This is a genomic window from Streptomyces sp. NPDC017940 (assembly GCF_044328435.1).
Lineage (GTDB): Bacteria > Actinomycetota > Actinomycetes > Streptomycetales > Streptomycetaceae > Streptomyces.
The window spans coordinates 38,267-63,031 of sequence record NZ_JBIRHJ010000009.1; the positions used below are offsets into that span (position 1 = coordinate 38,267).

Annotated in this window: 19 protein-coding genes and 1 pseudogene; 14 read left to right on the forward strand and 6 right to left on the reverse strand. The window is 73.8% G+C overall.

The features are described from left to right. Positions 1-87 precede the first annotated feature (87 nt). Entirely contained in the window at positions 88-633 is a 546-nt protein-coding gene (locus ACH4DX_RS28785) for a transglycosylase family protein (RefSeq protein WP_398157302.1), read from the forward strand. Here ACH4DX_RS28785 and ACH4DX_RS28790 read toward each other — a convergent pair. The 3 genes from ACH4DX_RS28790 to ACH4DX_RS28800 are packed head-to-tail and all read right to left on the reverse strand — an operon-like array spanning position 630 to position 4,568. Further along, on the reverse strand, positions 630-1,316 hold the full coding sequence (locus tag ACH4DX_RS28790; protein ID WP_398157303.1) for an ATP-binding cassette domain-containing protein: 687 nt from the start codon (positions 1,314-1,316) through the stop codon (positions 630-632). The two genes, ACH4DX_RS28785 and ACH4DX_RS28790, sit on opposite strands and share 4 nt — an antisense overlap. Further along, positions 1,313-4,006 (reverse strand): ATP-binding cassette domain-containing protein, encoded by a 2,694-nt coding sequence (locus ACH4DX_RS28795; RefSeq protein WP_398157304.1) that lies wholly within the window; start codon positions 4,004-4,006, stop codon positions 1,313-1,315. The genes ACH4DX_RS28790 and ACH4DX_RS28795 overlap by 4 nt, the downstream gene beginning before the upstream one ends. Before the next feature lie 4 nt (positions 4,007-4,010). Beyond that, positions 4,011-4,568, reverse strand: coding sequence for a hypothetical protein (locus ACH4DX_RS28800; protein WP_398157305.1), 558 nt, complete (start codon positions 4,566-4,568; stop codon positions 4,011-4,013). Positions 4,569-4,702: 134 nt separating this feature from the next. On the opposite strand from ACH4DX_RS28800, the gene ACH4DX_RS28805 reads away from it, so the two are divergent. The 6 genes from ACH4DX_RS28805 (at position 4,703) to ACH4DX_RS28830 (ending at position 10,808) form a co-directional block, all read left to right on the forward strand. After that, a complete protein-coding gene (locus tag ACH4DX_RS28805) occupies positions 4,703-5,269 on the forward strand; it encodes a hypothetical protein (RefSeq protein WP_398157306.1) in 567 nt (188 codons plus the stop codon). Positions 5,270-5,288: 19 nt separating this feature from the next. Further along, positions 5,289-6,566 (forward strand): ABC transporter substrate-binding protein, encoded by a 1,278-nt coding sequence (locus ACH4DX_RS28810; protein WP_398157307.1) that lies wholly within the window; start codon positions 5,289-5,291, stop codon positions 6,564-6,566. A gap of 163 nt (positions 6,567-6,729) precedes the next feature. Next, positions 6,730-7,995 (forward strand): glycosyltransferase family 4 protein, encoded by a 1,266-nt coding sequence (locus tag ACH4DX_RS28815; RefSeq protein WP_398123789.1) that lies wholly within the window; start codon positions 6,730-6,732, stop codon positions 7,993-7,995. Beyond that, positions 7,992-8,852, forward strand: a complete 861-nt coding sequence (locus ACH4DX_RS28820) for a hypothetical protein (RefSeq protein WP_398123790.1) — start codon at positions 7,992-7,994, stop codon at positions 8,850-8,852. Before ACH4DX_RS28815 ends, ACH4DX_RS28820 begins: the two co-directional genes overlap by 4 nt. Positions 8,853-9,110: 258 nt before the next feature. Beyond that, complete coding sequence (locus ACH4DX_RS28825) at positions 9,111-10,169, forward strand: helix-turn-helix transcriptional regulator (RefSeq protein WP_398123791.1); 1,059 nt, start codon at positions 9,111-9,113, stop codon at positions 10,167-10,169. Positions 10,170-10,592: 423 nt separating this feature from the next. After that, positions 10,593-10,808 carry an I78 family peptidase inhibitor gene (locus tag ACH4DX_RS28830; RefSeq protein WP_398123792.1) on the forward strand — a complete coding sequence of 72 codons (216 nt, stop codon included), beginning with the start codon at positions 10,593-10,595 and terminating at the stop codon, positions 10,806-10,808. 106 nt (positions 10,809-10,914) lie between these two features. Here the strand turns inward: ACH4DX_RS28830 and ACH4DX_RS28835 are convergent, their stop codons facing one another. Both ACH4DX_RS28835 and ACH4DX_RS28840 read right to left on the reverse strand, forming a co-directional pair. Next, positions 10,915-11,925, reverse strand: a complete 1,011-nt coding sequence (locus ACH4DX_RS28835; protein ID WP_398123793.1) for a phosphatase PAP2 family protein — start codon at positions 11,923-11,925, stop codon at positions 10,915-10,917. A 274-nt stretch (positions 11,926-12,199) separates the two neighbouring features. Continuing rightward, on the reverse strand, positions 12,200-13,351 hold the full coding sequence (locus tag ACH4DX_RS28840) for a glycosyltransferase family 39 protein (protein ID WP_398157308.1): 1,152 nt from the start codon (positions 13,349-13,351) through the stop codon (positions 12,200-12,202). A gap of 250 nt (positions 13,352-13,601) precedes the next feature. Between ACH4DX_RS28840 and ACH4DX_RS28845 the strand changes: the two genes are divergently transcribed. Next, positions 13,602-15,209 (forward strand): MFS transporter, encoded by a 1,608-nt coding sequence (locus tag ACH4DX_RS28845; protein ID WP_398157309.1) that lies wholly within the window; start codon positions 13,602-13,604, stop codon positions 15,207-15,209. A gap of 166 nt (positions 15,210-15,375) precedes the next feature. Beyond that, positions 15,376-16,569 (forward strand): acyl-CoA dehydrogenase family protein, encoded by a 1,194-nt coding sequence (locus ACH4DX_RS28850; protein ID WP_398123796.1) that lies wholly within the window; start codon positions 15,376-15,378, stop codon positions 16,567-16,569. 50 nt (positions 16,570-16,619) lie between these two features. Here ACH4DX_RS28850 and ACH4DX_RS28855 read toward each other — a convergent pair whose 3' ends face one another. Then, positions 16,620-17,075, reverse strand: a complete 456-nt coding sequence (locus ACH4DX_RS28855) for a cell division protein SepF (protein WP_398123797.1) — start codon at positions 17,073-17,075, stop codon at positions 16,620-16,622. Positions 17,076-17,362: 287 nt separating this feature from the next. Here ACH4DX_RS28855 and ACH4DX_RS28860 point away from each other — a divergent pair, with 287 nt between their 5' ends. From ACH4DX_RS28860 to ACH4DX_RS28880, 5 genes and pseudogenes are all read left to right on the forward strand, one after another. Next, the gene (locus tag ACH4DX_RS28860; RefSeq protein ID WP_398157310.1) at positions 17,363-18,616 is read left to right on the forward strand and encodes a DUF5685 family protein; all 1,254 of its coding nucleotides are present in this window, start codon (positions 17,363-17,365) and stop codon (positions 18,614-18,616) included. Between the two features lie 673 nt (positions 18,617-19,289). After that, positions 19,290-21,047 (forward strand): annotated as a pseudogene (locus ACH4DX_RS28865) (FAD/NAD(P)-binding protein); the annotation flags it as partial. 335 nt (positions 21,048-21,382) lie between these two features. After that, positions 21,383-22,477, forward strand: coding sequence for an LLM class flavin-dependent oxidoreductase (locus ACH4DX_RS28870; protein WP_398157311.1), 1,095 nt, complete (start codon positions 21,383-21,385; stop codon positions 22,475-22,477). 86 nt (positions 22,478-22,563) lie between these two features. Then, the gene (locus ACH4DX_RS28875) at positions 22,564-23,862 is read left to right on the forward strand and encodes an NtaA/DmoA family FMN-dependent monooxygenase (protein ID WP_398157503.1); all 1,299 of its coding nucleotides are present in this window, start codon (positions 22,564-22,566) and stop codon (positions 23,860-23,862) included. 5 nt (positions 23,863-23,867) lie between these two features. Next, positions 23,868-24,674 (forward strand): DUF1684 domain-containing protein, encoded by an 807-nt coding sequence (locus ACH4DX_RS28880; RefSeq protein WP_398157312.1) that lies wholly within the window; start codon positions 23,868-23,870, stop codon positions 24,672-24,674. Positions 24,675-24,765 lie beyond the last annotated feature (91 nt).

A 24,765-nucleotide genomic window follows, 5' to 3' on the forward strand; every position in this document is an offset into this window, starting at 1 on the left:
CGGCCGACCGGGTGGGGCCGCGGCGCCACGACGGCGCGGCTCGCTCCGAGCGCTCCGAAGGCGTGCTTAGCGTGACCGATGCACCCGATGTCGAACACACGTCTTCGGTCCGTCACTCTGCTCGCCACCGCAGCCCTCGCGCTCCTGGCGCCACCGGCCGCGGCGTCCCCGGCGCGGAACCCGTACGAGTGCTCGCGCGCCGAAGGGCCGTGGGCCTGCCTCGCCCAGTGCGAGAGCAACGGCCGCTGGGACGCCAACACCGGGAACGGCTACTACGGCGGCTTGCAGTTCTACCAGCCCACCTGGGTGGAGCACGGCGGCCTCGCGTACGCGCGGCGCGCGGACCTCGCCACCCGCGAGCAGCAGATCAAGGTCGCCCGGAAGGTCCTGCGCACCCAGGGCTGGAAGGCCTGGCCGGTGTGCTCCAAGAAGGTCCTCGCAGCCGGCCTCGGCGAGGACGCGCTCGAGCCGACGGGGGTCACCCACGTGGTCGAGCGCGGCGAGTCGCTCAGCTCCATCGCGCGCACCTACCGGGTCGAGGGCGGGTGGAAGGCCCTCTACCAGGCCAATCGCAGCACCGTCGGAGCGCGACCCGACCGCATCTACGTCGGCACGGTGCTCGTCATCCCCTAGCGGCTGGCGCCGCGAGGGGGACCCCCGTCCGGCAGCTCGCCCGGCTCACCCGCGAACACGACCTCGCCCCTGCGCAGTTCGTACACCACCGTCACCGCCCGGCCGCCGCGCTCGCGGAGGCCGGGCGGCAGCCGCTGCTCGGCGACGACCACGCACGCGTCCAGGCCCCGCAGGAGGCCGTACGTACGGGCGGCGACCGGCGGGGACATGCCTTGCGTCGGCTCGTCCACGAGGACCGCGCCCGCCCGCGCGAGCAGGGCGCGGGACAGCGCCAGCATGCGCTGCTCACCGCCCGACAGGGTGCCCGCGCGGCGCCCGAGGAGCGGGGCGAGCTCGGGGTAGGCGTCCAGGGCCGGTGCGAAGCCGCCGCGGGCACGGGCCAGCTCCAGGTTCTCGCGCACCGTGAGCGAGCCGAACACGGCCTGCCGGTCCGGTACGAAGCACAGGCCCCGGCGGGCCCGTTCGTGGGCGGGCACCCGGGTGACGTCCGTGCCGTTCCACACGACGGCGCCCCCGGACAGCGGCACGGTCCCGGCCAGGGCGCGCAGGGCGGTCGTGCGGCCGGAGCCGTTGCGGCCGACGAGGACCGTGAGACCGGGGGCGGGCGCGGCGAGCCGCACGCCGTGCAGGGCCTCCAGCGGGCCGTAGCGCACCCGGGCCGCCCGCAGTTCCAGGGTGCTCACCGCGTTCCGCCCGCGTCGTGCGCGCCGTCGAGGACCTGCTCCGCGGGGCCCTCGGCGACGACCCGGCCCGCCGCGAGCACGTACACCGTGTCGGCGAGGCCCGCCACCAGGTCCAGGTCGTGCTCCACCACGAGCAGTGCCGTGCCGTCCGCGGCCAGGGCGCGCAGGATCCGTGTCAGCGCGGCCACCTCGGCCGTGTCCAGGCCCGCGGCGGGCTCGTCGAGGAGGAGGACGTACGGGTCGCCCGCCAGGGCCCGGGCCAGTTCGACCCGGCGCAGGACGCCGGTGGGCAGGTCCGCCGCCGGACGGTCGCGCACCGCGTCGAGGCCGAGCAGGCGCAGTGCCCGGTCCGGCGCCGCGGGGTCGCGCACCCGCCCCTGCTCGGCGCCCACCCGGACGTTCTCGGCGACGGTGAGCGTCGGGAACACCGCGAGCTGCTGGAACGTGCGGGCCACCCCGGCCCGGGTGCGCGCGTGCGCGGGAAGCCGCGTGATGTCCCGCCCGCCGAACACCACCCGCCCGCCTCCCGGCCGCACGGTCCCCGCCAGGCAGTGGAACAGGCTGCTCTTCCCGGCACCGTTGGGCCCGACGAGGGCGGTGACCCGCCCCGGGGGCACACTGAGCGACACGTCCCGCAGGGCGACGAACTTCCCGTAGGCGAGCCGCACCTCGCGCGCTTCGAGCCCCGCACCGCCCCGAGAACGCCCCCGCACACCGGCCGACCGCCGCACACCGGCCGACCGCAGCCCGCCGGAGCCGACGCCGGCCCGCGGCTCACCCGGCCCACCGCTCCGGGCACCGCTCGACGGGACGTCGGCCGAGGCGGGGCCCCGGGAAGCCGATGTGCCGGTCAGGGCATCCCGTACCCGCACCCCCGACGGCGTCAACGCGGGACGCCTCCGCATTCCCCGCGTAGCGGCCCGCAGAGCCTCATAGGGCCCTCCGGGAAAGCGGCCGACGAGAATGGCGAGCACCCCGATCACCGCGGCGGCCACACCCCCATGCGCCCCCGCGTCCAGCCCGACGAGCAGCGCGGCGGCGAGCAGCGCCCCCAGCAGGCTGTCGGCCCCCAGGACGACGACCGCCGCGAACCACAGCAACCCCCGCACGGGATCGTAGGCACCCGGGTCGAACGCCCCGACGCCCATGCCGAGCATGCCGCCCCCGAGCGCGGCGAGCCCCGCCCCGACGACGAACGCGGTGAGCTTCCAGGCCCGCACGGGCACCCCGGCGGCCGCGGCCCCCGCCTCGTGGTCCCGCATCGCGGCGAGCGCCCGCCCGGTACGACCCCGCCGCAGCGCCGCGACGAGCAGCAGCGCGCCCGCGAGCAGCACCAGTTCGAGGAGGTAGTAGGCGCGGTCGCCCCCGAGGCCCGCGGGCCGCCCGAGGGTGAGGCCGGACGCGGCATAGGGCTGGGCGAACACGAACCTGCTGACGCCGACCCCGACGGCTAAGGTGGCGAGGGCGAGCGCGAGGCCGTGGCGGCTGATCGCGGGGTGACCGGTGAGCAGGCCGAGCGGGGCGACGAGCAGGACGGCCACCACGGGGGCGTACGGCGGCGGAAGTTCGGGCAGGCCGGGGAAGCGCCCGTGCACCAGGAGCGCGGTGAACAGCGCGCCGAGGCCCGCGTACGCCGCCTGGCCGAGGGAGATCTGCCCGCCGCGTCCGGTGATCACCACCAGCGAGAGCAGGATGACGGCGAGCGCGGGCACCTGCACGGACGTGGTGAGGTCGGAGCCCGCGAAGCCGAGCGGGAGCAGGAAGAGGACGAGGGCCACGATCCACGCGCCGGCCGGTGTGCGCACCCGGGCCGTGGCGGTGCGCGGCAGCGCGTCCCCCGTGCCGATGCCCGGCAGGACGAGCGCGGCGAACAGCAGCGCCACCACGAACAGGTTCGCGCCGACGGCCTGGAGCAGCGGCTCGCCCCAGCCGGAGGGGTGCAGCCGGGTCAGCTGGCTCTGCGCCACGCCGATGCCGAGCGCCACCACGACGGCCACCGACAGGCGCCGCATCCGGGCGGCCACGGCGACGGCCACGACCTCCATCACGAGCAGCGGGAGACCGTACGGATCCAGGCGTACGTAGGGAGCGAGCAGCACCCCGGTGAGGCCCGCGGTGAACGAGCCGAACGCCCACCCGGCCGCCGCGACCCGGTCGGCGTCGATCCCGGCGAGGACGGCGAGACGGCGGTCGTCGACCACCGCGCGCAGCTCGCCGCCGAAGCGGGTGAACCGGGTGCCCGCCCACACCGCGGCGGCGAGCACCACCGCGGCCGTCAGCTGCGCCCAGGGGTCCGCGTCGAGAAGCGTCGGCACGTCGGCCCGCGCGCCCTGCCCCCACAGCAGCGCCGCCCCGCCGACGAGCAGCACGAACACGCCGATCGACGCGACCAGGGTCTGGGCCGGGTCGCCGCCGAGGACGGCGAGGGGCCTGAAGACGGCGCGTTCCAGGACGAGGCCGATCGCGGGTGCCACGGCGAGCAGGGTGACTGCGGCGGCGAGCCAGAGCGGCCAGCCCCATCCGACGGTGAACTGGCGCAGGAGGTAGACGCACACCATCGCGACGGCGCCGTGCGCGAAGTTGAGCACGCCCGTCGCGCGGTAGGTGACGATCAATCCGATCCCGGTCAGGGCGGCGGCACTGCCGACGGCGAGCCCGGCCAGCGTCAGGTCGTAGCTCAGGGACGCCACCGGGTCAGTCCTCCGGGCCCGCCGGGTCCGCGGGGCTGAGTCGGGGCGGGGGAGCGCAGATCGGGCAGGGCGCCGCGGCACCGGCGCGCAGGTCACGCGGGTCGGGCGGTACCGCGTCCGCCTTGCCGGACACCAGGGGGCAGTCCGCGCGGTGCAGGAGCCCGCCGCCGGGCACGATCAGCAGGGCGTCGCTGATGGCGAGCGGCCGCACGGCCTGCTCGGCGGTACCGGCGCCGGGGACCTGGTCGTCGAGCGTCACCAGTAGCCCGTACAACTCCTCCACGCGGGCGGCGGCGAGCGCCCCGCGGCCGTGGGCGAGGAGCACCGCGCCCGCCACGATCAGCGCGGCGCCCGGGACCGTGCACGAGGCGAGGTAGGGCAACTGCCGCTCGGCGAAGCGCTCGCCGGAGATGCCGTACCAGCCGGTGACACAGAGCACCGCCCCGGTGGCGAGGGCCGCGTACGCAGCCCAGAGCAGCGGGTGCACGGCCCGCAGCCGGGCCGCCCGGGAGGCCGCGGGAGCCGCTTCGGGAGAGGTCTGGTCCGTCTGTGCCGCCCGCATCGAGGGCCCCCTGGGAGACGACGTGAGTCCGCCGTGGCCGACCGGGTCTGTTCATGTCGGCCAAGTGCTTGCACTATGCCTTCTGGAAGCTGACCCTGAAAACACCGGGCGCTCTGCGTCCGGACCGACACCCGGTGGTGAGCCAGTTGGTGCTCTGGACAAGGCCTCGGCGGGGGAGCGGTCTGCGGCGGGCAGGGGCGCGGAGCACGGTGCCGGCGGCCGCCGTCGTCCTGCTGATCGCCTCGGCCGCCGTGGCCTGCGGTGACGACAGCGGAGGCGACGAGAGCAAGCCGCCCGAACCGTCCGTGCGGACCTCGTCGAAGCCGCCGGCGGACGCGCCCGCCGACCCCGCGGCCGCCGAGGAACAGGTGCGGCGCAACTTCGAGAGGTTCTTCGACCCGGCCACGCCGATGCGGGACAAGGAAGCCGTCCTGGAGAACGGCGAGGAGATGCGCGCGGTCCTTCGGGGCTTCAGCGGGGACGAGCGCGGCAAGCAGGTCCGCGCGAAGGTCGACAGGGTGGAGTTCACGTCGCCGGCCGAGGCCGACGTGACGTACGCGCTCACGCTCAAGGGCGCGACCGCGCTGCCCACCGCCAGTGGTACGGCCGTGCACCAGGACGACACCTGGAAGGTGTCGGTCAAGACGCTGTGCGCGCTGGTGAAGCTGAGCGGCAACGCCTCGCCGGGGCCCGGCTGCTGAGGTGTCGCGGTACCGGAACGTGCCCGTCGCTGTCCTCGCCGTCGCCGTGCTGCTCGCGGGGACGGCCTGCGGCAGCAGGCTGCCGGAGAGCGACTTCGAGGCCCGGCCGCCGACGTCGCGCGGTACCCCGCAGGGCTTGCCGCTGCGTGTCGGCATCATCGCCAGCGCCACCAGTCCCGTCGGCGGCTCCGCGTTCACCGGACCGCGCGACGGCGCCGAGGCCTACTTCGCGCGCCTCAACGACCGCGGCGGCGTCGGCGGCCGCCCCGTCGAGGTGCACACCTGCGACGACGGCGGCAGCGGCGTCGGCAACAACGAGTGCGTGCACAAGCTGCTCGACGAGAAGAAGGTGGTCGCGCTCGTCGCCACCACCGTCCTCGACTACGCGGGCGCCGCACGCGTGTCCCGCGCCCGCGTGCCCGACATCGGCGGCCAGCCCGTCGGCCCGGCCTACGACACCCATCCGCACCTGTACGGCATCTACGGCAGCCTCGCCCCGCGCACGGGGAGACCGGGCTGGGACGGCCGTCTGTACGGCGGCACCGAGGTGTACCGCTACTTCAAGCGGGAGCACGGCGCCCGTACCGCCGCCGTCGTCTCCTACAACCAGGCCGCGTCGGCCGCGTACGCCCGCCTGGTGAAGCGCGGTCTGGAGGCCGAGGGCTACGAGGTCGTCACCGAGCAGGTGGACTTCGCGCTGCCCAACTTCCGCGCGGTCGCCGCCGACCTGAAGGCCCGGGACGCCGACCTCGTCTTCGACACCATGGATACCCACGGCAACGCGCAGCTGTGCGAGGCCATGGACGACGTCGGCGCCGAGGTCACCGCGAAGGTCACCAACGTCCAGAACTGGTCGTCCACGGTGGCCGACGACTACAAGGACGCGCCCCGCTGCCGCAACGCCCTGTGGGCGACCGGATCGAGCCGCAATCACGAGGACACCGGCCACCCGGCGGTACGGGCCTTCCGCGCTGCCACGAAGGACGCGAAGACCCACTCCCAGTGGCAGCTGGAGGGCTGGGCGGCCGCGATGTGGTTCACGGAAGCGGCCAGGTCCTGCGCGGCCTCCGGGGGCGACGTCACACGGGCGTGCGTCGACCGGTACATGAGCCGGGGCGCCCCCTACGACGCCGACGGTCTGCTGCTGCCCGTGACGTACGAGCGGCGGGCGAAGCCGCCGAGGACCCGCGAGACGTGCCTGTCCGTGGCCCGCTGGAAGGACAGTGCGGGGTGGGTCACACAGGGCGATATGAACCGCACCTGTTTCGACGTACCACAACTCTCCTACCAGCCCTGATGGCTGTGCCAGTCGCGGAGTTCCCGGTTCCGGCCAACGATCTCGCATCCGTTGGAGAACAAGACGGAAAGGGGACCCAACCATTGGCCTAAGTTTCCCGTCTAACCCCTCGGTAGGCGGACGAGACGGACTGTCCGCAGGGAAGCGCGGAATACGGGGACGTATGCATATCTCTTTCCTGATCCACAACGCGTACGGGATCGGAGGGACGATCCGGACGACGTACAACTTGGCGAACACCCTCGCCGAGCACCATGACGTCGACATCGTGTCGGTGCTGCGGCACCGGGACGAGCCGGTCTTCACACCCGACGCGCGGGTCAGGCTGAGCCATCTCGTCGACATCAGGAAGGACAGCCCCGGATACGAGGGCGACACCGAGGCCTACCGCACCCCGGCCAAGGTGTTCCCGAGCGCGGAGGGCCGTTACGGCCAGTACAGCGCCCTGACCGACGAGCGCATCGCGGCCCACCTGACCTCCCTGCGGTCCGACGTCGTCATCGGCACCCGGCCCGGCCTCAACGTGCACATCGCGCGCCAGGCCCGGCGCGGCGTGCTGCGCGTCGGCCAGGAGCACCTCACGCTCGACAGCCACTCCAAGGCCCTGCGCCTGCAACTGCGCAGCGTCTATCCGCGCCTGGACGTCCTGACCACGACGACCGAGGCCGACGCGGCGGCGTACCGCAAGAAGATGCGGCTGCCGGGCGTCCACGTGCAGGCGGTGCCCAACCCCGTGCCCGCCCCCGGCATCGAGCCCGCCGACGGCTCCCACAAGTGGGTGGTCGCGGCCGGCCGGCTCGCTCCCGTCAAGCGGTACGACCTGCTGATACGGGCCTTCGACACGGTGCGCCGCGAGCGTCCCGACTGGCGCCTTCGCATCTACGGCGGCGGCAAGCAGAAGGACAAGCTGCGCAAGCTGATCGACGACCTCGGCCTGTACAACCACGTGTTCCTGATGGGCCCCGCACACCCCATCGAGCCGGAGTGGGCCAAGGGCTCCATAGCGGCCGTCACCTCCAGCCTCGAGTCGTTCGGCATGACGATCGTGGAGGCGATGCGCTGCGGCCTTCCCGTGGTGGCCACCGACTGCCCGCACGGGCCCGGCGAGATCATCGACAACGGTGTCGACGGCCGGCTCGTCGAGGTCGGCAACGCCGACGCCATCGCGGGCGGCCTCCTCGAACTCATCAACGACGACGCGCTGCGGCAGCGCATGGCGGGCGCCGCGCTCAAGGACTCCGAGCGCTTCGACCCCGCCCGCATCGCCGAACGCTACGAGGACATGTTCGACAGCAGGCTCGCGCGGGGCGGCTCGCTCGGCGGCCGGGTGCGCGGCTCGATGCACCGCGCGCGGGGCGCACTGCTCGGCGGCGCGTACGCCGTGCGGGACGCCGGAAGAACCGTACCGACGAAGGGGCGCTTGGCATGACGGCCGTGTTCACACCGGGCACGCTGGACGGCTCGCAGGAGGCCGCGGGCGCCGAGGGGCAGCCGCTGCCGCCGCGCGCCGACTGCATCGCGGACTCCGCGGGCGGGCTCACCTTCGACGTCACCGACCCCGGTGAGGGGGGTGCCGCGCATCTGCTCCTGCGGCTGCGGGACTCCGACCCGGCCGTCGAGGTACGGCTGCCGCTCACCCCGGCGGGCGACGGGCGGCTGCGGGCCGCCCTGCCCAGCAGCGTCGAGCTGCCCGAGGGGCGCTGGAACGCGTACGCGCAGGTGGAGAGCGGTGAGCCGCGCCGTCTGGTACCGGGCGTGAACGATCTGCGCTCGCTGGTCGACCGCGCGCCCAGCGGCAGCCGCGGCCATGTCGCGGTGCGCATCCCCTACGCCACCAAGCAGGGCAACCTGTCGGTGCGGTCCTGGTTGCGCGCCCCGCACGCGGAGGTCGGGGAGCTGGCCATCGAAGCCGCGGGGCTCACCGGGCACGGGCGGGTGTACGGCACCGGTCTGAGCGACGCCGCGTACGTCGAGGCCGGTCTGCGCGGTGAGCCCGGGCGGGTGGTACGCGCCGCGGTGACCCCGGGGGGCGCCGGTGCCCCGGAGTTCCGCTTCGAGCTCGGGTACGGTGCGCTCGCCGAGGGCGCGGGGGTCTGGAACCTGTGGTTGTGGCCCGCGGGGGAGGAGGGGCCGCGGGTTCGGCTCGCCCGGCTTCTCGACGACGTCGCCGACAAGAAGCCGATCTTCACCTATCCGGTGCGGCGCGTGCCCGCGCGGGGTGGCGGTACCGTCGAGGTCGGTCCCTACTACACCGTCGACAACGACCTCTCGATCCGCGTCGCCTAGCCACCGCACCGCCGTACGGGCTGCGGCTGCGCCTCTTCTGGGGCTGCGCCCCTTTCCCCCGTATCGGCCCTCCGGGCCTCGTCCTCAAACGCCGGACGGGCTGAGAATCGCTCGCCGGAGGGCGGGCGGGTCGGCATGGGCGTCCGGGTGGGAGCCTCGGCGCGTCGTGTGGGTGCGGACCTGGCCGTCCGAAAGGGCGGGCGGGTGGGGGAAAGACGCGGAACGAAGCTGACCGCAAGCTGGGGAAGAATCGCCGACATGTTGGAGACCTCCGCACGGCTGCTTCGTCTGCTCTCCCTGTTGCAGGCCCACCGGGAGTGGTCGGGACCCGATCTCGCCGAGCGGCTCGGTGTCACCGCGCGGACGGTGCGGCGCGACGTCGAGCGGCTGCGCGGGCTCGGGTACCCGGTCGACGCCAGCCCGGGCACGGGCGGCGGCTACCAACTGGGGGCGGGGGCCCAGCTGCCCCCGCTGCTCCTGGACGACGACGAGGCGGTCGCCGTCGCGGTGGGGCTGCGCACCGCCGCGGGACAGGGCGTGGAGGGCATCGGCGAGAGCTCCGTGCGCGCCCTGAGCAAGCTCGAACAGGTCCTGCCCGGCCGGCTGCGCCGCCGGGTGGGCGCGCTCAACGCCTTCACCGTGCCGATGCTGCACACCGCGCGCGGACGGAGCACCGTCGACCCTTCCGTCCTGACCGAACTGGCCGCCGTCTGCCGCGACTCGGAGCGGCTGCGCTTCGCGTACGAGGACCACGGCGGCAGCACGAGCCGCCGGACCGTGGAGCCGCACCGGCTCGTGTGCACCGAGCGCCGCTGGTACCTCGTCGCCTGGGACCTGGACCGCGCCGACTGGCGTACGTTTCGCGTGGACCGCATCACGCCCCGGCCCCCGCACGGCCCGCGCGTCGCGCCCCGCACCCCGCCCGCCGAGGACCTGGCCGCGTTCGTCTCCCGCGGCGTCTCCACGCGTGCGTACGCGGCGCAGGCCACCGTGCGCCTGCACGTGCCGCTCGCGGAGGCGGCCCAGCGGGTGGCGCCGTCGGACGGCACCCTGGAGGCCGAGTCCGAGAGCACCTGTCTGCTGCGTACGGGGGCGGGCAGCCCGGAGTTCATGGTCTTCCACCTGATGTTCCTCGGCATGGAGTTCGAGGTGCTCGACCCCGTGGGGCTCAACGAGCAGCTGCGGGCGGTCAGGGACCGCCTGAGCCGGGCCCTGGACCGGAGTGATCCGCCCGGTCCTCCGGAGCCCGCGGCACCGCGTACCGCGGACGGTGCGGGGCGGACGCGGGGGACTCCGAGCGGATCCGGGACGGCGTGACGAAGAGGTGCCGCGGCGGCGGGCACGAGGCCGCGACGTGCCGTGGACGGTCCCGCGCACCTGGGCCCGACCGCTGCGGAATCCAGAATTCCCTATGCCCTGTCACATCCCGCTTGGCCCCCGGTAATCGGAAATGCGCAGGATCGGCAAAGGGCGCGCGGGGGCATTCGGGGGGCGGTCGAGTGCCCCGTCCGGTGTACTCCGCCCGGCATTTCCGGCGCTTCTCCGAGGCGGCTCCGAACGGCCCCGAGTTCCTTCTTGATTACGCCCTTACCGGACTCGAACCGCTCGTACGTGTGACCAGTCGGCGGTGAAACGCACGTCGTGATCCTGTGACTGAAGCGTGACCGGAGGGGCGCCGGTGACGCATGGTGCACGGCTCCGGGCTTCCCCCGAGCGGACCCGCGGCCTAACGTGGCGGGTATGGCATCCCTACCCACACCCGCCGCCGAACCGCAGGACGATCCGGACTCCTACCTCGGCCTCGCCGCCGAGGACGCCGAGCGCCGGGCCCGCGAACGCGGCTGGTCCACCGTCAGGTCGTTGCCGCCGGGCACGTTCATCACGATGGAGTACCTCGCGGGACGGCTGAACTTCGAGGTCGCGGACGGCGTCGTGAAGCGCTCCTGGAAGGGCTGAGCGCGCCGCGCCGACAGCCGAAGGCCCCGGGGACCTCGACGGTCTCCGGGGCCTTCGTCGTGCGGGAGTCGGCTGTGCGTACCTGTCCCGCGGTCGGTGGGGCGGCTCAGCCGCCGGCGAGCGGCCGTGCCGAGGTGCCCCGCACCCGCTCGGGGTGGGGCGGACGGCGGGTGCCCTGCGGGGTGACCGGCGTCCGCTCGCAGCGGGCGGTGTGCGGGCCCGGGGCGAGGTAGACGGGGGTGCGGGAGCGGGCGGCGGCGACCGGCTCGCGCGCGGGGGGCTGCTCGTCGCGGGAGCCCGCGGGAGAGCGCTGCGGGAGCAGGGCGGCGGGGGCGGCGGGCACCGGCACGGGGACGCCGCCGCGACGGCGCAGGGCGTCCCTGATGCCGAGGATCCAGGACTCGACGACGGTGATGAGCGGCTCGACCCAGGGCAGCGCGAGCAGGATGAGCAGGCCTGCGGCCCAGCCGAGGAGTACGTCGCTCAGCCAGTGCGTACCGAGGTAGACGGTGGTGAGGCCGACGCTCAGGGAGACCACGGCGGAGAGCGCCGACAGATAGCGCCGCGTGCGCGGGGTGGAGGCGAGATAGGCCAGGATTCCCCAGGTCACGACGGCGTTGGCGGTGTGGCCCGAAGGAAATATATCGCCGCCCTGGCCCATCTCGTTCGAGCCGATGACGGTGGCGTAGTGCGGGCCGAGGCGGCCCATGCCGATCTTGGCGGCGCCCACCGTGGCGTTGAGGAGCAGCAGGGCCGCGCCGAACATGAGCAGCGGCCGCAGCGTGTGCTGCCGCCAGGAGCGCCAGCCCAGCCAGGCCGCGACCATCACGGCGGTCGGGCCGCGCTGGCCGAGCACCACCCAGTAGTCGAGGAAGCCGTGGATCTCGGGCCACTGCTGGTAGGGCCGGAAGAACATGACCTGCCAGTCGAACCGCACGAGCCAGGACGTGGTGACGACGGCGACGACGATGGCCGCGTAGAAGGCCAGGGTCGCGCTGAAGAGCACGACCCGGTGCGGGCTCATTCTCGGCTCGTCGAGGTGGGCCGGCCGTTCCGGCTCACGGTCTAGCCGGGCGAAGAGCCGGTCCAGACGGGTCAGACTTCGTTCGGTACGCACCCAATCGACGTTACAGCGAGTGAGTGCCGCTCCCGGCCGAACCAGAGTCTTTGTGATGACGATGTGATGTGGCATTGATCTCAGGCCGTGGTGTATTCCGGCCGGAATGCCTTTTCGCTTGTGTCGGCTTTACCCAATGCGTTGATCATTACGCGGTCGGTTTTAGGTGGATGGCGAATTCGTTCACCCGGGGCTGGTGTGGAATTCTCCGGCAGCTCACCGGGCGCTCACCGGACACGCACTGAAACGATCTTGCGAGATGATCTTGGCGGGATCACGGCGGCCCGGAGCCGTGCAGCCAGAAGGCCCCGTACACCGCCCCGGCCACCGCGACCCCGCCGAGGATCCACGCCGCCCGGCGCGTACGCAGCCGCGCGAGGGCGACCGCGAGCGGCAGCAGCACCGGGAAGGCGGGCATGAGCAGGCGCGGCTTGGAACCGAAGTAGCCGGAGGCGCACAGCGCGAGCACCACCACGACACCGGTGTGGACGAGCAGCGCGGGCGGCTGGTGCTGCCGCACCCCGGTGACGTACAGCCAGATCAGCCCCGCGACCCCCACGACCAGGCCGGTCCCCGCGAGCGCCCCCGGCAGGGACGTGAACTTCTCGCCGACGAAGCGGGCGAACGCGTAGCCGCCGTCGAAGCCGTTGCCCCACTGCTTCTGCACGTCCAGGTAGCCGAACAGGCCCTCGCCCGTGCGGTGCCCCACCCACAGGACGTAGCCGGCCGCGCCGAGCGGGGCGAGCAGCGCGCCGAGCGCGGGACGCGTGGCGAGCCGACCCCGGCGGCGCGCGTCGAGCACCACCGCCACCCACAGCGCGGCGACCACCGCCGCGCCCACGGGCCGGGTGAGACCCGCCAGCGAGGCGAGCACGCCCGCCGTGACCCAGCGCCCGCTCAGGGTCGCGTACAGCGCCCAGGCGGCGAGCGCCGTGAAGAGCGACTCGCTGTAGGCCATCGACTGCACGATCCCGACCGGGAGCACGGCCCACAGCGCGACCGCGCAGACACCGGCCCGCCTGCCGTACAGGCGGTCCGCGACCGCGAAGATCCCGCCCGCCGCGCAGAGCGACGCCGCCGCGCTCACCACCAGGCCCGCGTCCGCGTACGACAGCGGGCTCACCGCCGAGAGCGCGCGCTCCAGCCAGGGGAGCAGCGGGAAGAACGCGAGGTTCGAGTGCACGCTGCCGTCCGGCAGCGTCACCTCCCAGCCGTAGCCGAACTCGGCGACGCGGGTGTACCAGAGCGAGTCCCAGCGGGCGGAGAGCAGCGTGTGGGGACTCTTGCCCGCCACGGCGCCCCACAGGGCGAGCGTCACGAGCCCCAGCACGCGCACCCCGGCGTACACAAAGAGCGCGGGCGCCGCCCGGCGCAGCGCGTCGGGGAACCCGTGCGCCGTGGCGGGGCGCTGTTCAAGATCGGTCACGGGCTCGATTATCGGCTGCGCACACCCCTGCTCGCGCCCGCCGGAAGATCACCGGCACGAGCGAACGTGGTGCACGCCACACCTCGGCAGCGCAACCATGAGAGGTCCGCCACGCGGCCCGGCCGCGGACTCGCGTACGCTGACGGCCACTCGCCGTTCACAGCCGCCACAGCCGGACGACCGGACTCCGTAGGGTCCCGCCGGCCCCCCACCTGGCCGCACTCGCGAGGAATCACTGGGAGGAACGCACATGTCCGGGACGACCACGGCCGCCGCTCCGTCCGGCCGTCGGACCCCCGGTGCGGGCGCGAACCGCTGGGTGGTGCTCGTCGTCCTCTGCGTCAGCCTGCTGCTCGTCGCCGTCGACGCCACCGTCCTGCACGTCGCCGTGCCCGCCGTCACCGAGGACCTGAGGCCCGGCGGGATCGAGCTGCTGTGGATCGTGGACATCTATCCACTGGTCTGCGCCTCGCTCCTCATCCTCTTCGGCACCCTCGGCGACCGCGTCGGCCGCAGACGCGTGCTCCTCCTCGGCTACGGCCTGTTCGGCGTGGCCTCGGCCGTCGCCGCCCTCGCGGACACCCCGCAGGTCCTGATCGCGGCCCGCGCGCTGCTCGGCGTCGGCGGCGCGATGATCATGCCCGCGACCCTGTCGATCCTGCGCCAGGTCTTCCCCGACCGGCGCGAGCGCGCCCTCGCGATCGGCGTCTGGAGCGCCGTCGCGGCCGTGGGCGCCGCCTGCGGCCCCCTGCTCGGCGGCTTCCTCCTCGAACACTTCTGGTGGGGCTCGGTCTTCCTCATCAACATCCCGCTGATGCTGGTCAGCCTGCCGGTCGGGCGCCTGCTCCTGCCCGAGTCGACGGGCGGGTACGACGGGCCGTGGGACGTGGCGGGCGCGCTGATGGCCGCCGGTGGCCTGTTCGGCCTGGTGCTCGGCGTGAAGCGGCTCGGCGGCGGGGAGGCGCCGCTCGGCGCCACCACGCTCGTCTCGCTCGCGGTCGGCGGCGGCCTGCTCCTCGCCTTCGTACGACGCCAGCGCCGCCGGCGCCATCCGCTGGTCGACCTGACGATGTTCACGCGCCCCGCGTTCAGCACGTCCGTGGGGTGCATCGTGCTCGCGATGCTCGCCCTCGTCGGCCTCGAACTGATCGCCGCGCAGTACCTCCAGCTCGTCCTCGGCCTGTCCCCGCTGGAGACCGGCCTGCGCCTGCTCCCGCTCACCGTCGCCGCCATGGCCGCGGGCCTCGCCGGATCGCGGATGCTCCAGCGCTTCGGGCCCCGCACGATGGTCGCCACCGGCTTCGGCCTCACCGCCTTCGCCGTCGCCGCGCTCACCGGCATGGGCGCCGACGACAACGCGCCGCTGCTCCTCACCGGCTTCGTGCTGCTCGGCTTCGGCCTGGAGACCACACTGTTCGGGGCGTACGAGTCCATGCTCAGCGAGGCGCCGCAGGCCCAGGCGGGCGGGGCCGCCGCCATCGGTGAGACGTCCTACCAGCTCGGCGCCGGTATCGGTATCGCGCTTCTCGGCAGTGTCATGAACGCCGCGTACGCGCCCGGGCTCTCGTCCGTGCGGGGGGTGCCCGCGGCGGACAGCGCGGCGGCCAGTCACTCGCTGGGCGAGGCCTATGAAGTCGCCTCCCGGCTCGGGGGCGGCCGGGGCGAGGCCCTCCGCGCGGCGGCGCGGGACTCCTTCGTGCACGGTCTGCATGTGACCCTGCTGGTCAGTGCCGGGCTGCTGCTTGTCGGGGCGTTGGCCGCGCTGCGGTTGCCCCGGGTCATGGACTGCGGTGCGCCTGCGGCGTGCGAGCGGGTGGGGGTCCCCGCGGAGCGCCCCAGTCCCGCCCCTTTCCCGTAACCAGGGGCGCTGCGCCCCCTGGACCCCAGCCCTTTGTCGGCGCTCCGCGCCTCGCCCTCAAACGCCGGACGGGCTGAGAATCCCTGGACGTGCGCGGCCGTGCGGCATAGCGTCACCCCGAGTCCACCGACTACCAGTGATAGGTAAACCCGCCGGAGGCCACGCCATGTCGTCCCGCACCAACCCCCCGCCCCCCTTCGACCCCAAGGACCCCTTGGGCCTGGACGACACGCTGGACGCGGAGGACCTCGCGGTCCGTGACACGGTCAGGGCCTGGGCCGCGGACCGCGTCCTGCCGCACATCGCGCAGTGGTACGAGAGCGGCGAACTGCCGGGCGTGCGCGAGCTGGCCAAGGAGCTGGGGTCGATCGGAGCCCTCGGCATGTCACTGACGGGCTACGGCTGCGCGGGCGCGAGCGCCGTCCAGTACGGGCTCGCCTGCCTGGAGCTGGAGGCGGCCGACTCCGGGATCAGGTCCCTGGTCTCGGTGCAGGGCTCGCTGGCCATGTACGCCATCCACCGCTTCGGCTCCGAGGAGCAGAAGCAGCGGTGGCTGCCGGGGATGGCGGCGGGCGAGACCATCGGGTGCTTCGGACTCACCGAGCCCGACATCGGCTCCGACCCGGCCTCGATGCGCACGCACGCGAAGAAGGACGGCGCCGACTGGGTCCTGACCGGGCGCAAGATGTGGATCACGAACGGTTCGGTCGCCGGGGTGGCTGTCGTATGGGCGCAGACGGACGAGGGCATCCGGGGGTTCGCCGTGCCCACGGACACGCCGGGCTTCTCGGCGCCGGAGATCAAGCACAAGTGGTCGCTGCGGGCCAGCGTCACCAGCGAGCTGGTCCTGGACGGGGTGCGGCTGCCCGCCGACGCCGTGCTGCCCGCCGCCACCGGCCTCAAGGGGCCGCTCAGCTGCCTCTCGCACGCGCGCTACGGCATCGTGTGGGGTGCGATGGGCGCCGCCCGCGCCTGCTTCGAGGCGGCCGTGGAGTACTCCAAGAGCCGCGAGCAGTTCGGCAGGCCCATCGGCGGCTTCCAGCTCACCCAGGCCAAGCTCGCCGACATGGCCGTCGAACTGCACAAGGGCATCCTGCTCGCCCACCATCTCGGCCGCCGCATGGACGCGGGACGGCTGCGGCCCGAGCAGGTCAGCTTCGGCAAGCTGAACAACGTACGGGAGGCCATCGAGATCTGCCGCACGGCGCGCACGATCCTCGGCGCCAACGGCATCTCGCTGGAGTACCCCGTGATGCGGCACGCGACGAACCTGGAGTCGGTGCTCACCTATGAGGGCACCGTCGAGATGCACCAGCTGGTCCTCGGCAAGGCGCTCACCGGACTCGACGCCTTCCGCTGAGCGCGCGCGGCACCCCGGCTCGGGGCGTGGGCGCGGCGAGCGGCCTTGCCTCAGCTCTGGTTGAAGAAACCGTCCGTACGGTTGGGGACCGCTTCCCCGTTGACGATCTCCGTGTGGGCGGGAGTGAGCAGGAACACACGGTGGGCCACCCGGTCGATGGAGCCGCGCAGGCCGAAGATGAGCCCGGCCGCGAAGTCGACGACACGCTTGGCGTCGGCGGGGTCCATGGCCGTGAGGTTCACGATGACGGGCACGCCGTCCCGGAACAGCTCACCGATGCCACGGGCGTCGCGGAAGCTGTCCGGGGTGACCGTGCCGATCCTGTGGTCCCTCTTCTCGGCGTTGTCGGCCGCGTCCGCCGTCACCTTGACGCGCGGGTCCGTGACCCAGGACTCGGCCGCCTCGGGGCCGTCCGAGCCGTCGTCTTCGTATCCGTCGTAGTAACGCTCGTCGTTGTTGTCGTCGACGAGGCCAAGCCAGGCACTCGCCTTGCGCACCGATCCCATGGACGCCTCCTCTCGCAGCGGTCTGCTTGCGTTCCGCATCCCTATGGTCGTCCATGATGCGGATGGCGCGCCAAGGGGATAGTCGCCGCGCACGGTTTTCGTGACGGTACTGGTGCACAGGAAAGACGACGATAAACGTGGTTCTTCAAGGGTCGTGTCCCGTACGGCTGCTGACTGAGAGTGAAATATGATGGTTGGCGGCGTACGGGTGACGGACGGTGCGTACGGGTGAACGGACTGCTCGCTACGATGCCGGAGTTCGACATCGGAGCCACGGGGGAGCCGTCTTGTTCGGAATCGTCAGACCTTGCGGTCATCGACTCGGGGACCGCCTCAAGGCCGAGTGGATGGCGCACCTGTGCGGCCTCTGCCTGGCGCTGCGCGGGGACCACGGGCAGTTCGCACGCGTCGTGACCAACTACGACGGCCTCATCGTCTCGGTTCTGACGGAGGCTCAGGCCGAGCGGGCCGAGGGCCACCGGCGCACCGCGGGGCCCTGTCCGCTGCGCGGCCTGCGTACGGCGTCCGTCGCGCGGGGGGAGGGGGCACGGCTCGCCGCGGCCGTCTCGCTCGTGCTCGCGTCGGCGAAGGTGCGTGACCACGTCGTCGACGGCGACGGCCTGTTGGCGCGCGCTCCGGTGGCCGCCGCCGCGCGCCGGGTGGCGGGGCGATGGGGCCGTGCGGGTGCCGACACCGGCGCTGACGTGGGCTTCGACACGGCGGTCCTGCTCGAAGCCGTCGAACGGCAGGAGGGCATCGAGGCCTTGGCGGGGCCCGGCACCTCCCTGCTCACCGTCACCGAGCCCACCGAGACCGCGACCGCCGCGGCCTTCGCGCACACCGCCGTGCTCGCGGGACGGCCCGGCAACGCGGAGCCGCTGGCCGAGGCCGGGCGGCTCTTCGGAAGGCTCGCCCACCTCCTGGACGCCGTCGAGGACCGGGAGGCGGACGCGGCGGCCGGTGCCTGGAACCCGCTCACGGCCCTCGGCACGTCCCGCGCCGAGGCCCGGCGGCTCGCCGACGACGCGCTGCACGGCATCCGGCTCGCCCTCGCCGAGGTGCGGTTCACCGAGAGCAAGCTGGTGCACTTCCTGCTCGTGCACGAACTGGCGCGCTCGGTGGACCGCGCGTTCGGCACCGGCTCGTGCGGTCACGCCCCGCATCGGACGGGGGGCGTGGCCGGACACGAGGTGACAGCGCGTGACGGTTCCTGGGGGTCGGGCTCGGGAACGGGCTCCGGTTCGTACGGCGGCGGCGGGTCCTCGTACGGCTCCGGAAACTACCGGGACTACTACGACGGCAGCGGGGACCACGGCGGCGGCGGGTACGGCGGCGGCTCCGGCGGCTGGTCGGCCGGGGGACAGCCGCCCAAGCCGCGGCGCGGGTTCTGGGCCGGGTGCGCCGTCGCCGTCGGGCTGTGCTGCACCTGCCGACTGTGCTGCGCGAAGGAGTACGAGGGGCCGTGGTCCCGGAAAAAGCGCGAGGGCGTCTGCCGGGACTGCGACTGCGACTGCTGCGAGTGCTGCTCGTGCTGTGACTGAACCGGGACGGCGAAGCCCCGGTGACGTGCCGTCAGTGGCGGGGTGCGGGCGGGTGCGGGTGGTGCGAGGGGAGGGGTGCGTACACGTACGCGTGTGAAGGCTGAGCAACGGCGCCGGAGCGCGGTGGAGTTCGCGGGGGCCGAGACGGCTGTCCGCATCATGGAACGCACGGGGCAGGAGCCCGGGCGCCCGGGCACGCGGGCGGGACAGATCCGCTCGGAAGTGCCGACAGGTCAGCGCGGAAGGGCTGACAGATCGGCTCGGAAGTGCATCAACACGACGCCGACCACACGCGACCGAAGTCGATGTGGGAGCGCCTGACCAGCCGCTGCTGTGGATGCATGAACCCAAGTGGAACAGGCATCCGTTTTTCCGTCAACTGCCCTGAGACGCACGGCTCATATTCTGGACAGGCCCGGGGACTGCTTCCGGACAGCCTCGGCAGGGGCGCCTTGACAGGGGGCGCGAAGCTCCCCGTAATCTCGAAGCGGCGGACCCTTGCTGAGGGGCTGGGTCCGTGTCGGCCGCGCCCCGGCGCGCCCCCCATGTGAAGGCGGCATCGACTCTGTCGTCCCGTTCGTCCTGCTCGTCCTGACGAAAGCCTTCCCATGTCATCCGACACCCTCGCCGAAATCCCCGTCCGTCCGCAGGACCCTGCCGGAAAGCGGTCGCGATGACCGCCCCGCGGCCCGGGACACCCACCCTGGTGATCGTCGGCGCCGGCCCGCGCGCCACCGGCCTGCTCGAACGCATCGCCGCCAACGCCCCCGAGCTGTACGGTCACGCGCCCCTGACCGTCCACCTGGTCGACCCCTACCCGCCGGGCCCCGGCCGGATCTGGCGCGAGCAGCAGTCGCCACTGCTGTGGATGAACTCGCACGCGCAGGACGTCACGATGTTCACCGACGACACGGTCGAGGTCACCGGGCCCGTGCTGCCGGGGCCCGCGCTGCACGAGTGGGCGGACGTCGAGGGGCAGACCTTCACCGGGCGGCAAACGCAGGGCGGCTATCTGCGCTGGGTGTACGAGAAGGCCGTGGCCGCCCTGCCCTCCGGTGTCACCGTCCGCCACCACGCCTGCCGCGCCACCCGCCTGACCGGGCCCCGGCACGGCCCGCAGAAGGTCTGGCTCGAAGGCAGGAAGTACCCGCTCGTCGCCGATCTCGTCGTCCTCGCCCAGGGGCACCTGGACGCCGAACTCGACGACGAGCAGAGCGGCCTCGCCGCCCACGCCCGGCGCCACGGACTCGTCCACCTGCCGCCCGACTTCACCGCCGACACCGACCTGAGCGCACTGCGGGGCGGTGAGCCCGTCCTGGTGCGCGGGTTCGGGCTCGCCTTCGTGGACCTGATGGTGCTGCTCACCGAGGGCCGGGGCGGGCGGTACGAGGGCGAGGTGTACGTGCCCTCGGGCCGTGAGCCCGTCCTGTACGTCGGCTCCCGGCGCGGCGTGCCCTACCACTCCAAGATCGGCTACACCTGGGACGGCGGCGAGCGGCCGCCGCTGCCGCGCCACCTGGGGCCCGAGCAGATCGACGAGCTCCTCGCGCGCCCCGGCGGATACGACTTCGCCCGCGACGTGTGGCCCCTGATCGAGAAGGAGCTGGGCTTCGCCCACTACCACCGCCTGTTCACCGCCCACCCCGAACGCACCGCCGCCACCTGGCGGGACTTCGACGAGAAGTACGCGCTCTGCCCGCCCGGCAGCCCCGAACTCGCCGCCCTCGTCTCGTCCGCCGTACCCGACCCCGCCGACCGCCTCGACCTCACCGCGCTCGACCACCCCCTCGACGGCGTCCGCCACCCTTCGTACGAAAGCCTCCAGGAGGGCATGCGGGCCTACGTCACCGCCGACCTGGCCCGCCGTCACGACCCCGCGCACAGCCCTGACCTGGCCGTCTTCCTCGGGCTTCTCTCCGTGTACGGGCAGCTGCTGCGGCTCGGCGACACCGGGCCCTGGTGGCACGGCTTCTTCAGCTACCTCGCCTCGGGGCCGCCGGGACCGCGCCTGCGGCAACTGCTCGCCCTCTCGCGGGCCGGGGTGGTGCGGTTCCTCGGCGCCGACATGAGGGTGGAGACGGGCGGGGGAGTGTTCCGGGCACGCAGCGCGACCGTGCCGGGGGCGGTCGTCGAGGCCCGCGCCCTGGTCGAGGCGCGGCTGCCGCAGCCCACGCTCGCCCGCACCCGCGACCCGCTGCTGCGCGCGCTGCACCTGGACGGTGTCGCCGAGACCGCCGCAGGCCTGCTCGCCGTCGACCCCGCCGACGGCCGCATCCGTGACGTCGGCGGCACCCCGCACCCACGCCGCTTCGCCCTCGGCCCCCACACCGACGCCCGCGGCGCGGGCGCCTTCACCCGGCCCCGCACCAACAGCCCCTCGTTCCGCCAGAACGACGCCACGGCGCGGGCTGTGCTCGTGTTCTTCGCGGAGGGACGCGATGCCCTCACGGGGGCGCGCGGTTCTGCCGTGCGGGGGCGCGATGCCCTCGCCGGGGCGCGTGACTCCCTCGCGGAGGAGCGCGGCCCCGGCGCTGGTGAGCGTGGCTCCGGCGCGGACGGGCGTGGCTCCGGCGCGGACGGGCTTGGCACCGGTGCCGGTGGGCGTGGCTCCGGTGTCGGCCAGCGCGACGAAGGGACCGGGCGCCCCGGCCCGTACCCGCCCATCACTCCAGGCCCCGCACGGGCCGCGGAGCACTCCGGGAGCCCGGCGGCCCCGGAAGTTCCCCGCGACTGCGGGCATGTCCCGTCCAGAGAGGTCCGATCCTCATGACCCCGTCCGACCCGGGCCGCGGCCCCCTGCACCTCGCCGCCGCCGTCGACCTGCCCGGCGTCTTCGACGCCGCCCCCTACACCGAGCTCGCGCGGCTCGCCGAGAGCGGCGCGCTCGACTTCGTCACGCTCGGGGACTCCTTCGCGCGGCACGGCCCCGACGCCCTGGCCGTGCTCGCCCGGGTGGCCCCGGGCACCGGGCGCGTCGGCCTGGTGCCGACCGTGACGACCACGCACACCGAGCCCTTCCACGTGCAGGCCGCCGTGGCGACCCTGGACTGGGTGAGCCGCGGCCGGGCCGGCTGGAACGTGGCCGTGTCGGCGACGGAGGCCGAGGCCAGGCTGTTCGGGCGGCGCCGGGTCGCCTCGCGCGAGGCGCTGTGGCGGGAGGCTGGCGAAGTCGCCGACGTGGCACGGCGGCTGTGGGACAGCTGGGAGGACGACGCCGAGATCCGCGACGCGGCGACCGGCCGCTTCGTCGACCGGGACAAGCTGCACCACGTCGACTTCACGGGCGGCACCTTCTCCGTGCGGGGCCCCTCCATCGTGCCGCGGCCACCGCAGGGGCATCCGGTGGTCGTCGTCGACGCGAGCGACGGCCACACCCGGGAGACGGCCGCCCGGCACGCGGACGTCGCCCTGGTGCGCGCCGCGAGCCCCGCCCGCGCCGACGCCGTACGCGCCGAACTGCACCGCCGCGCCGCCGAGGCCGGGCGCGCCCCGGGGGAGCTGCGGGTGTTCGCGGCGCTGGTCGTGGACCTCGGCGGCGGCGAACACGCGGCGCAGCCCGGACACGGCGGCGGACCCCTGCCCACCGCCGAGGGCCCCCTCTACCGCGGCGGACCCGTCGACCTCGCCGAGCTGATCGCCACCTGGCACGGCGCGGGTGCCGTCGACGGCTTCCACCTCACCCCCGTGGAACCGCGGCGCGACCTGGAACGCCTGGTCAACGGCACGGTGGCGCTGCTGCAACACCGCGGTCTCTTCCGCACCTTCTACCCGGGCGCCACACTCCGCGACCACCTCGGCCTGACCCGACCCGCCAACCGGTACGCCAACCGGCACGCCGCACTCGCGGGGGACCCCTCATGACCCGCGCGACCGGCCCCACGACACATACCCACAGCCCCGCGGCACGTACCCACACCCCCGAGGCACGCACGCACCGCAGGAAGCAGATGCACCTCGCCGCCCACTTCCCGGGCGTCAACAACACCACCGTGTGGACCGACCCGCGCTCGGGGTCGCAGATCGACTTCGCCTCCTTCGAGCACCTGGCCCGTACCGCCGAACGCGGGCTCTTCGACTACTTCTTCCTGGCGGAGGGGCTCAGGCTGCGGGAGCACAAGGGCCGCATCCACGACCTGGACGTCGTCGGACGCCCCGAGTCGATCACCGTCCTGAACGCGCTCGCCGCCGTCACCGACCGGCTCGGCCTCGCCGCCACCGTCAACGCCACCTTCAACGAGCCCTATGAACTCGCCCGCAGACTCGCCTCGCTCGACCACCTCAGCGGGGGCCGGGCCGCCTGGAACGTCGTCACGTCGTCGGACGCCTTCACCGGCGAGAACTTCCGGCGCGGCGGCTTCCTGGACCGCGCCGACCGCTACACCCGCGCCGCCGAGTTCGTCGCCGCCGCCCGTGAGCTGTGGGACACCTGGCCGCCCGCAGGACCTGACGGGACGCCCGGGGCGCCGCGTCCGTTCACCTACCGAGGACAGCACTTCGACATCGCCGGCGAGTTCGGCGTCGAGCGCCCGCCGCAGGGCCACCCCGTCGTGATCCAGGCCGGGGACTCGCCCGAGGGCCGCGAGTTCGCCGCCTCCGCGGCCGATGTGGTCTTCACGCGACACGGCACCCTGGAGGCGGGGCGCGCCTTCTACGCCGACGTGAAGGGCCGACTGGCGGCGTACGGGCGCGCACCGGGCGACCTGAAGATCATGCCCGGCGTCACCGTCGTCCTCGGGGACACCGCGGCCGAGGCCCAGGAGCGGGCCGCCGAGATCCGCCGGCTCCAGGTCTCGCCGCAGAACGCCATCCTCGCCGCGGAGCAGGTGTGGGGCGTCGACCTGTCCGGGTACGACCCGCAGGGCCCGCTGCCCGCCATCGACACCGACCCGCACTCCGACCTGGTCCAGGGCCGGGTCGGGGTCGGTGACCCGCTGGCCGTCGCCGAGCGGTGGCGGGCCCTGTCCCGGGCCAAGGGCCTGTCCCTGCACCAGACCGTCCTGGAGACTACCGCCCGGCAGTCCTTCGTCGGCACCCCCGACGCGGTCGCCGGACAGCTGACGGAGTTCGTCGACGCGGACGCCGCCGACGGCTTCATCCTCGTCCCGCACCTGACGCCGGGCGGGCTCGACGAGTTCGTCGAACGGGTGGTGCCGCTGCTCCAGGAGCGCGGCGTATTCCGTACGGAATACACGGGGACGACGCTGCGCTCACACCTCGGGCTGCCCGAGCCCGTACGGAAAGGCTGATCACCATGAGCACCACCACCGACGAGGCGCCGCGGGACTTCGCGCAGTGGCACGAGCAGCGCACGGCCACCGTCTCCGCGCCCTACGGCCCGCTGTCCCTCACCGGCACGCACTGGCTCGCCGACCACCCGGACGGGGAACTCCCCGGCCTGCCGGGCCGCTGGGCCGACGACGGCGACGCGCTCGCCCTGACGGCCGCCGACGAGGACGGCCTCACCCTGGACGGGCGGCCCGTCACCGGCACCGTCCGGCTGGCACCCGACCCGGGGCCCGTCACCGCCGCCCGCCTCGGCCTCGGTGAGCGGCGCCTCGTCGTGCTGCGCCGCGAAGGGCTCTGGGCGGTGCGCGACTTCGACCCGGACGCCCCGGCGCGGCGCGCCTTCACCGGCATCGAGGTGACCGGGCCCGACCCGCGCTTCGTGACCGGGGGCCGCTTCACGCCGTACGCGGAGCACCGCACCGTGCGGGTCGGCAACGCGGACGGAGTGGAGCGCGGGCTCGGACTCGGCGGTGAACTCGCCTTCACGCTCGGCGGGCAGGAGCACACGCTCCAGGTGTCCGTGCAGGACGACGGGTCGCTGTGGGCGGTGTTCGCCGACGCCACCAGCGGCCACTCCAGCTACCGCTTCCGCTTCCTGCGGCCCGCCGCGCCCGACGCGCAGGGCCGCACCACGGTCGACTTCAACCGGGCCCTGCTGCCGCCGTGCGCCTTCGCCGACCACTTCATCTGCCCCTTCCCGCCGCCTGGCAACACCCTCACCGCCGAGATCGCCGTCGGCGAGAGGAACCTTTCGCCACGCCGGGACGTCTGACGGGGAGCCGAAGACCCCAGCCCCGGTGGCGCGCCTCATGGGCGCGACAACCACCGGGGCCGGTTGGCGTGTATCCGTTGATCCGGCCGAA

Excerpts from the sequence above, each read along its gene's own strand:
- ACH4DX_RS28880 (WP_398157312.1), top strand. The coding sequence starts at position 23,868 with ATGAGCACCACCACCGACGAGGCGCCGCGGGACTTCGCGCAGTGGCAC.
- ACH4DX_RS28845 (WP_398157309.1), top strand. The coding sequence starts at position 13,602 with ATGTCCGGGACGACCACGGCCGCCGCTCCGTCCGGCCGTCGGACCCCC.
- ACH4DX_RS28800 (WP_398157305.1), bottom strand. The coding sequence starts at position 4,568 with ATGCGGGCGGCACAGACGGACCAGACCTCTCCCGAAGCGGCTCCCGCG.
- ACH4DX_RS28820 (WP_398123790.1), top strand. The coding sequence starts at position 7,992 with ATGACGGCCGTGTTCACACCGGGCACGCTGGACGGCTCGCAGGAGGCC.
- ACH4DX_RS28830 (WP_398123792.1), top strand. The coding sequence starts at position 10,593 with ATGGCATCCCTACCCACACCCGCCGCCGAACCGCAGGACGATCCGGAC.
- ACH4DX_RS28850 (WP_398123796.1), top strand. The coding sequence starts at position 15,376 with ATGTCGTCCCGCACCAACCCCCCGCCCCCCTTCGACCCCAAGGACCCC.
- ACH4DX_RS28785 (WP_398157302.1), top strand. The coding sequence starts at position 88 with ATGTCGAACACACGTCTTCGGTCCGTCACTCTGCTCGCCACCGCAGCC.
- ACH4DX_RS28870 (WP_398157311.1), top strand. The coding sequence starts at position 21,383 with ATGACCCCGTCCGACCCGGGCCGCGGCCCCCTGCACCTCGCCGCCGCC.
- ACH4DX_RS28875 (WP_398157503.1), top strand. The coding sequence starts at position 22,564 with ATGCACCTCGCCGCCCACTTCCCGGGCGTCAACAACACCACCGTGTGG.
- ACH4DX_RS28825 (WP_398123791.1), top strand. The coding sequence starts at position 9,111 with ATGTTGGAGACCTCCGCACGGCTGCTTCGTCTGCTCTCCCTGTTGCAG.
- ACH4DX_RS28855 (WP_398123797.1), bottom strand. The coding sequence starts at position 17,075 with ATGGGATCGGTGCGCAAGGCGAGTGCCTGGCTTGGCCTCGTCGACGAC.
- ACH4DX_RS28815 (WP_398123789.1), top strand. The coding sequence starts at position 6,730 with ATGCATATCTCTTTCCTGATCCACAACGCGTACGGGATCGGAGGGACG.